The following is a 947-nucleotide window of genomic DNA, read 5'->3' as shown; positions in this document are numbered from 1 at the left end:
TCGACGAGCTAGACGCGCTGTCGGACACCGAGCTGCTCGACTTCACCATCCTGGCAAAGGTTTTCGGGTATCCGACCACCACCGAGGCGCAGGATTCGGCGGTCAGCCCGCGCGGCTACCAGGCGCTGGCCGGCATTCCCCGGCTGCAGTTCGCCCACGCCGACCTGCTGGTCCGCTCGTTCGGGACGCTGCAGAACGTGCTGGCGGCCAGCGCCACCGACCTGCAATCGGTCGACGGCATCGGCGCGATGTGGGCCCGCCATGTGCGGGAAGGACTGTCGCAGCTGGCGGAGTCGACGATCACCGACTCGCTGAACTAGGTGAATGCTAGGTGCGTGATCGGCCTCAGCCGGCCGGCGGGGCCATCGGCGGCGCCTCGGGCTGCGGCACCGCGCCCGGCTGACCCGGTCCGGGCACCGGGCCCGGCGGCGGTGGCGGCTGGTTCATGATGAACGGCACCGGCATCGAGCGCAGGTTGCCGAGCTGCACGACCAGGTTGTAGGTGCCCGGACCGATCGCCGGCCGCGGCAGCGGGCAGTGCGGCGCCGAGCCCATGCCCGTCCACGTCACCGCGGTGGTCACCTGCTCGCCCGGGGTGAAGGTCTTGATCAGCGTCTCGTTGGACGGCGCGCAGTCCAGGTTCGACCACAGCCGCTTGTTGTCCAGCGAGTAGACGTAGGCCGCCAGCACCGCGGCGCCGACGTCGCGCTTGCAGGCCACCAGTCCGATGTTGGTGACGACCATGGTGAACTTCGGCTGGTCACCGATGAAGTACTGGGGCGCGTTGGTCAGGCCCTTGACCGCCAGCGTCGAGTCGGGGCAGTCGTCGCCCTCTTTGAGCACCGGCGGGGGCTGCACCGCGGCGGTGGGGGTGGGATACCCGAAAACCTTTGCCAGGATGGTGAAGTCGAGCAGCTCGGTGTCCGACAGCGCGTCTAGCTCGTCGA

Annotated in this window: 2 protein-coding genes; one reads left to right on the top strand and one right to left on the bottom strand. The window is 69.3% G+C overall.

Features of this window, described 5'->3' with window-relative positions; all coding sequences use genetic code 11:
* On the top strand, positions 1-320 hold a 320-nt coding region (locus tag A5646_RS27560), incomplete at its 5' end, for a helix-hairpin-helix domain-containing protein (protein WP_304441934.1).
* Between the two features lie 25 nt (positions 321-345).
* Here A5646_RS27560 and A5646_RS27555 read toward each other — a convergent pair.
* Positions 346-947: hypothetical protein (locus A5646_RS27555; RefSeq protein ID WP_231998488.1), on the bottom strand; the 602-nt coding region annotated here is incomplete at its 5' end.

The sequence above is a fragment of the Mycobacterium sp. 1245499.0 genome (genome assembly GCF_001673615.1).
In the GTDB taxonomy this organism is placed as follows: Bacteria; Actinomycetota; Actinomycetes; order Mycobacteriales; family Mycobacteriaceae; genus Mycobacterium; species Mycobacterium europaeum_A.
The sequence above is the reverse complement of the archived record's forward strand: the minus strand, read 5'-3'. Positions and strand labels throughout refer to the sequence as shown.